A 6,772-nucleotide genomic window follows, 5' to 3' on the forward strand; every position below is an offset into this window, starting at 1 on the left:
TATATCTCAACGTATAAAAGAGCTGGAGGAAATATTGCTGCAGCGTCATGTTCGAAAAGATATTGAGATGCTATCCACGCTACTGCATGATGAATTTGAAGAAATAGGATCTTCCGGAGATATATGCACCAAAAGCAATGCCATTCGCTGGTTGTTGCGCGAAGACGATGCTATTCAATGGTCCTTGACAGAGTTCAGGGCGCGCCGGTTAACTGAAGACATGGTGCTTGCCACATACTGCGCACACAAAACTGACCTGAAAACCGGTACGGTTAAACGATCGATGAGAAGTTCGCTATGGGAGAAAACGGACACAGATTGGGCGATGCGATTTCATCAAGGCACGAATATTTCTGGTGTTTAATAATTTCATAGTATTAGCGTATTTTACTTTCAAAAAATATTCCTTAACGGCTATTTCCTGGCTATTATTCCCTGGATTTATGGGGCATACAGAATAGTGCCTGTATTGTTTAACAAATGGTTTCTATAATAGAGAAATGAATTTTCGATATTTATTGTTTCTGCTGTTGTTTGCAAGTTGTGTAGCAGTTGCGGATCCCCCGGCTGATTATCCCTTCGTAAGTTATGATACCGGATTGCAGATGGCGCAGGAGCAAAAGAAACACATATTTGTTTATTTCGGTCGTTATGGTTGTGGTTTTTGTGCCAAAACAAACAAGGAAAGTTTTTCAGATCCGGGTTTAAAAAAACGCTATATTGAAAATTACGTACTGGTATATGTCGATGCGGAAAGTGGTAATCGATTAAGCTTACCGACAGGTGAGCGTATTACCGAAAGTGAACTTGGTGCCCAGCTGAATGTTTTTGCTACGCCGATTTTTATGTATCTTGACATGAATGGGGAAGTGCTATTCAGGGCGCCAGGATTTAAAACGGTTGATGATTTTATTTATTTCGATCAATATATTCAGCAGGGACATTATAAAACCAGGTCTATCAACGAATTTATTTCAAAAAAATGACCCGATTCCTGCTTGTTTTGTTATTAATTTCTTACCAGGCTACTTCTCAATCTGAAGCATTACGTTTTGAAACTCCTGTAACTATCACCTCGGCATCAAAAGGCGTGTTTTTACATCTGGATTCCAGCGGGCGACGTTCCGTAGCGGTTTCGGGTGAGCTAGTTGGCGTTGTCTGGGAAGATAATCGGAGTGGGAAACCTGCAGTATATATTGCGTATCAAATGCCCGGTAAAACAGGTTTTAGTGAACCTGACAAAGTCAGTATGCAGTCACCTGCTTATGAACCCGTGATTGCAAGCTTGCCCGGAAACCGGTTTATTGTTGGTTGGGAGGAGGGTAAGCATGTCTGGCTGCGCGTAGTAAGCCCCACTGAGAACGGATTGCCGGTAAAAGTTGGAAAGGAGCGCGCGCAACAAATTAGTGTTGCAACAAATTATTCAGAGAGCAGTAAACCTGAAGTCAGTGCTGTATGGTCGCAGGGTAAAAACCGAGACTTTTTTATTCAATTTGCCGATCTAAGCATAAAATCCGTTTCCATTAATGCGTCGGCGCCGCGACTGGTCGATAACAGTTCGGACAAGAATGTACAATTATATCCCGTTATTGAAAATACAGAATCTGGCAGTGTCGTATCATGGGAAGATCGCAGGCAGGGAGCGACGCGTATTTTTAATGCTTATGCGGATCATGGAAAACCATTCCAGGCTTACCGATTACTAAATGAATTTGCGCCATCGCCTAATCCCGAGTTTGGAAAAGGCTCTGGAGCGATGCGGCCGGTATTGTCAGGAAATGGTAAGCAATTGATCGTTGCTGCCTGGATGGACAAGCGCAATTGGCGGAGTGGCTATGACGTTTTTGCTGCAGTAAGTGCCAACGGAGGGCGGGAATTCGACAGTAATGAACAGGTTCAGGATATGTTTGGCGATAATGTACCGCAATGGCACGCGAGTGTTGCGTTGCGAGCGATTGGCAATATGGCTGTTGTTGCCTGGGATGACACGCGTAATGAAACACCGGATATATTTTATAGTCTGCGGATTAATGGAAGCTGGAGCGAGGACTTTGATTTTCCAGGTGCAACGGGCGATGGGCGTCAATCGCACCCTTCAATCATATTTGATGAAAAGGGAATTTTACATGCGGTATGGTTGAACAATGTGAATGGCGAATCGAGTTTGCAATATTCGCATTCTTTAAAATAGCGGCGCTATGAAATAGTGCTCGTCTATATTCTGGGTCACAGCAGAATCTGCCTTAGAGCGTATTTACCTGATCTATAGATGGATCTATCCGCAAGCTTGAGTGCGTCTGCTGCCCCTGCTTAAGCCGCTATCAATATATAGAGAAGTATTGACTTTAATGGTCAGGAAATAAGCAGAGCAATTTTTGGTACGACAGTACAGTTAGTCTTCGGTTAATGCATTTAATACTTTGATAACCACTTCCTTGCGTGTTTTTAGCATTTCCTTGAAATCGTGTAAATCAGTAGCAGATATTTGCTGTCTCAAATCGGCAAGATAATTTTCCAGCACATCTTTTAAAGTATCTTGTTCTTCTTTAGTAAGATCTAGTTGAGTCATAACTCACCTCTCTGAAATTTCTTTAGCTTTATATAAACATAATTTTAAACTATGGCTTATGATTCAGATCAAACTGGGCATCTATTCAGGTAATGTATAAATTTAGCGTGTAAGGGTCGTTTTGTAGTCACTTTCCATGTAGCATTAGTAATAATCACGTGTTCTGGGATAATCAGTATGATAAAAAAATCCAACTTCCCGGTCATTGCATTGATCATTGGTGCATTGTTACTGGCTATATTAATGAATATTGAATCCGTAGAGGGAGAGTTTTCCGCGCCACTACTGATGCTGCTCTTTATGAGTGAGCTGGGTTTTTTCGTTACTGGCGCGGGCGCATTTATTGGCGTCCAGCTACAACTCAATCAGGGATTTAATGTAAAGCTTGCGCTCTGGACCCTGGGTTGTAGTGTACTGGCTATAGTGCTTGCGCTAAGAGGTTTTGAGCTATGGGAATATATCAGTTAAGCAAGCAATCCGTTTGATTGTGGCGCATGGAAGAGTGAATCCTTATTTTACATGGCACGTTAAACACAACCCACTTGCTTGTCCGATACCGGTGTTCACATTTCCATTGCTAACACGCAAAAAGCTGGGAATAAATTCACTACCGGTTCCAGCCGATGGAACGCCATGGGGATCGTGGCAAGAAGCACACTCAACTTCGGGGCCTTCTCCAGTATTATACATTCTCGGTTCATCTTTGTCGGGATATCCATTGCCGTTGAAATCAAACAGTGTCATGTCGCCTGTGCCGGCACTATTTGAATAATCCAGGGTGGGTTCATTAAAGTCTATATCAGGCCCCATTGTAGTGGGGTAGAGTATGCCAATGGGGTGGTCGTTACGTAAATCGGTGCCTATGGTAAAAACTGTAAAATCCGGTGCGCCAAAATCTTCAGCGGCATTATGGCAGAATGTGCACGCCCCACCTCCCGTTCCAACACCCAGAACCCAGTGGTTACCTATGCCGGGTCCGCTCCAGGAATCCAGAAAAGTTTCATTAACCATGGTTTCCTGTGCCGGGTTATAAGCGCCTGAGCCAGGCATATTGATAATGGAGTCAATGGCTATGGTTCCATCGTGGCAGGATAAACAGGTTAGAGAATTTGGTCCAGGCTGGCTTATTGGCTGGTTCAAAGTGCGGGGTTTGTCATAAACGGAGTACGAGGACTGGTTAATCGTACGATTCCACAATGGCGCGTCGATTTGCCTGTTTGTTCCGTGAGGCGTATGGCAATACACGCATACTTCGCCATAGTCATTTCTGGCTATATTCATGATGCCAGCTCGGTCAGCCAGATAACTTTGCGTTAAATTGTGCCGTGTATTGGAGATACTAAACTGGTTTGAAGTGGCTGTATTGGGATTCCAGCCATCGGCAAAAACAATTGGGCTGGTGACTAGTATAAGACTTAATATAAATGGGAAGGTACAGGTAAAAAACAAAACCAGACGTTTTGTATCGCACAGCAAACACCACCGACCCCCACAACAACCGTAATTTTGGGACATCCTGCTCTCTCTTTTTTTGTTAGTGAAATGAGAATTACAGCAGTACGGCTTGTATCCCTACGACGATAATCGCTGGACTTGCGCTCCAGAGCCCAGTGGTTAGTCGATCAAAAAACAATCAATATCCCTATGTTGTGCTAACAGATTGTGTAAGCAATTATAGACTAATTTTGATATTGTAAAGGTATAATCGGCTAAAATTATCTGCTAGTGGCTAGCTGATGGAATGTGGGGCAAAAATATTTAAAAAAATCAATCAGTATGATGCTGGGCAACGCATTCACGGCAGAGTGCGCAATATATGCAAGCCAGGGAACCGAATTTAGATATAACGCTATTACTCAGGCAGTTGCACAATTTCAGGAAATAAGCTCCATGCGGTACCATTACCAATCTGGCCATAGAAATTAGCACCCCAACACCATACCGATGAATCGTCATTTAGTAAACAGCTAACGTCTGCGCCTAACTGTATATCAATAGGATTAAAGTCTTGAAGCACTGAGTGTGGAAGGTGGTGTGCGTCAAAATTACCAGTTGCCAGTTGCCCGTCACTGTTATATCCCCAACATAGTTTTTCGTTGTTGATTGTAATAGCGCAAGTATGCCAGGCGCCTAGGCTAACATCCTTGAAAGAAGTACCACTCGCTATAGGTACGGGTGTATTTTGCTGTGCAGTGTCACCGAATTCACCATTACCTAGTTGCCCGGAAGTGTTATATCCCCAACACCATAAGCTGTCATCTGATTTTATGGCGCAAGTGTGGCTCCAATTGGCACGTACTTTTTTCCAAGTGCTATTATCAGAAATGAGTGTAGGTACAAGCCGCTCTGTTTCATCACCAACACCTAATTGACCCGCAGCATTCCAGCCCCAGCAATAAATCCTATCATCCATGGCAATACCACAGTTATGCCAGCCACCAGATGTCAGGCTTTTCCATAACATGGTTGTATTGACTGGGTAAGGTGATGCTCTATCTTGTGATCCATTAAGGTCAGAAATGAAGCCGTCACCCAATTGACCGTAATTATTACTGCCCCAGCACCAAGCCGTATTATCTGCTTTAAGTCCGCAAGTGTGCGTAACTCCATTACTTACGTTTAACCAGGTTATATCGGACTGGATGTATGTTGGATAAACCGTAGAACCATCATAAAAGCTACCTTGGCCAACGGCACCTGTAGAGCTTAGACCCCAACAATATAAATCACCTACTGAATCAATGGCACAGCCATTGTCAGAGCTAATCGAGATTTGTACCCAGTTGAAGTAATTTTCAACTAAACGTGGTTGCGAAGCTTCCATCCAATCGCCTGTTGCCAATTGAGCAGAATAGTTAGAGCCCCAGCACCACAATGTTCCGCTGTTGCGTATTCCGCAGACATGGTCATATCCAACATCAATAGATATCCAGTCTGACACCATTGAGCCTGATTGTTGAGGTATTGTAAAGAATTCATGGGTAGCATTTAGGTTGCTACCGTTTCCTAGTTGACCATATAAATTATGGCCCCAACACCACATTGACTGATCTTGTTTTAATGCACAGCTGTGATAGTCGCCAGTAGCAACTACTGCATATTCACGGCTGGTGCCTACCTGCGTTGGTTGAACAGCATCATAAAAATTTTCTTTGCCTATCTGGCCACCCCAATTATCACCCCAGCACCATAAACCCTGCTCAGTATCAATGGCGCATATAAACGCGGCCCCTGCACTGATCCATTGCCACCGCTGTGATGTTGCTACGGGTATTGGTGTAGGGGAGGGATCGATAGTTAAATTGCCCAGTTGACCATCAATGTTGTTACCCCAGCACCATGCAGTACCATCAACTTTAATGGCACAGCTAAAAAATTGACCGCTTGATACCATCATCCACTGGTCGTTTGGATGCAGTTGAATTGGTATTGCACTGCTCATGGATATACTAGGATCACCGATTTGTCCCAGGTCATTAGCACCCCAACACCACAAACTGTGACCTTGTCGTATTCCGCAAGTGTGGCTTTCACCCACTGATACACTTAGCCAGTCATTCCAGTTGCCAACCTTAACTGGTTGTTCCTGGGTATTAACCGCACTTGTATCAGTGCCAAGTTGGCCCTTATCATTGTTACCCCAACACCACAGACTATGGTCGGTCTTGATTCCGCAAAGATGAGTGTTACGGGCAGTAACCCACAACCAACCGAGATTACTGGATACTCGGGTAGGAGTAACCACTACATCTTCAATCGAACCCGTTGCCAGATTACGGTCACGATTATCACCCCAGCAATATAATTGTTGATCACCATCAATGGCGCAATTATAGTGTTCACCGGCGACGACCATTTGCCACTGCTGTTGACCGGGGTTGGTAATGCTGCTGAATACTGTTTTACCCACATCCACACCACTCTGATTATTGCCCAGCTGACCAAATTCATTGGCGCCTGTGCAATAAATTTGCTGGTTGCTATTAATGGCGCAGGTGTGGCGTTGCCCGAGGGCGTATTGAGGACGTTTAAACATTGTCACTTCGCTTATCGCGCTCAACGGACTTTCGATGCTGGTTATGGTATCTACAGTAGCGACAGCGATGTAATAGGTTTTGCCAAACTCAATGTCGATCAGCTGTAACGAGGTAGTGTCGGTATCAATGGCGCTGGGAGTACTGACCGTATCCAGTGAATGGGCAA

7 protein-coding genes are annotated in these 6,772 nt (G+C 44.1%); 4 read left to right on the plus strand and 3 right to left on the minus strand.

Features of this window, described 5'->3' with window-relative positions:
- The 3 genes from ACWVCM_RS14630 to ACWVCM_RS14640 all read left to right on the plus strand — a co-directional run.
- Nucleotides 1–364 (plus strand): nuclear transport factor 2 family protein (locus ACWVCM_RS14630; protein ID WP_455202502.1); only part of this gene is annotated, 364 nt, incomplete at its 5' end.
- 136 nt (nucleotides 365–500) lie between these two features.
- Nucleotides 501–986, plus strand: a complete 486-nt coding sequence (locus ACWVCM_RS14635) for a thioredoxin family protein (RefSeq protein WP_455202503.1) — start codon at nucleotides 501–503, stop codon at nucleotides 984–986.
- Nucleotides 983–2,191, plus strand: a complete 1,209-nt coding sequence (locus ACWVCM_RS14640; RefSeq protein ID WP_455202504.1) for a hypothetical protein — start codon at nucleotides 983–985, stop codon at nucleotides 2,189–2,191. The genes ACWVCM_RS14635 and ACWVCM_RS14640 overlap by 4 nt, the downstream gene beginning before the upstream one ends.
- Nucleotides 2,192–2,392: 201 nt before the next feature.
- Here the strand turns inward: ACWVCM_RS14640 and ACWVCM_RS14645 are convergent, their stop codons facing one another.
- Nucleotides 2,393–2,569 carry a hypothetical protein gene (locus tag ACWVCM_RS14645; protein ID WP_455202505.1) on the minus strand — a complete coding sequence of 59 codons (177 nt, stop codon included), beginning with the start codon at nucleotides 2,567–2,569 and terminating at the stop codon, nucleotides 2,393–2,395.
- Nucleotides 2,570–2,746: 177 nt separating this feature from the next.
- Here ACWVCM_RS14645 and ACWVCM_RS14650 point away from each other — a divergent pair, with 177 nt between their 5' ends.
- Nucleotides 2,747–3,037 (plus strand): hypothetical protein, encoded by a 291-nt coding sequence (locus tag ACWVCM_RS14650; RefSeq protein WP_455202506.1) that lies wholly within the window; start codon nucleotides 2,747–2,749, stop codon nucleotides 3,035–3,037.
- Nucleotides 3,038–3,079: 42 nt separating this feature from the next.
- On the opposite strand, the gene ACWVCM_RS14655 is transcribed toward ACWVCM_RS14650, so the two are convergent.
- Both ACWVCM_RS14655 and ACWVCM_RS14660 read right to left on the minus strand, forming a co-directional pair.
- The gene (locus ACWVCM_RS14655; RefSeq protein WP_455202507.1) at nucleotides 3,080–4,084 is read right to left on the minus strand and encodes a hypothetical protein; all 1,005 of its coding nucleotides are present in this window, start codon (nucleotides 4,082–4,084) and stop codon (nucleotides 3,080–3,082) included.
- A gap of 337 nt (nucleotides 4,085–4,421) precedes the next feature.
- Nucleotides 4,422–6,772 (minus strand): RCC1 domain-containing protein (locus ACWVCM_RS14660; protein ID WP_455202508.1); only part of this gene is annotated, 2,351 nt, incomplete at its 5' end.

It is taken from the genome of Kaarinaea lacus, assembly GCF_975902315.1.

Bases quoted from the DNA above. Each gene is read 5' to 3' on its own strand.
- ACWVCM_RS14635 (WP_455202503.1), top strand. From the start codon at position 501: ATGAATTTTCGATATTTATTGTTTCTGCTGTTGTTTGCAAGTTGTGTA.
- ACWVCM_RS14640 (WP_455202504.1), top strand. From the start codon at position 983: ATGACCCGATTCCTGCTTGTTTTGTTATTAATTTCTTACCAGGCTACT.
- ACWVCM_RS14645 (WP_455202505.1), bottom strand. From the start codon at position 2,569: ATGACTCAACTAGATCTTACTAAAGAAGAACAAGATACTTTAAAAGAT.
- ACWVCM_RS14650 (WP_455202506.1), top strand. From the start codon at position 2,747: ATGATAAAAAAATCCAACTTCCCGGTCATTGCATTGATCATTGGTGCA.
- ACWVCM_RS14655 (WP_455202507.1), bottom strand. From the start codon at position 4,084: ATGTCCCAAAATTACGGTTGTTGTGGGGGTCGGTGGTGTTTGCTGTGC.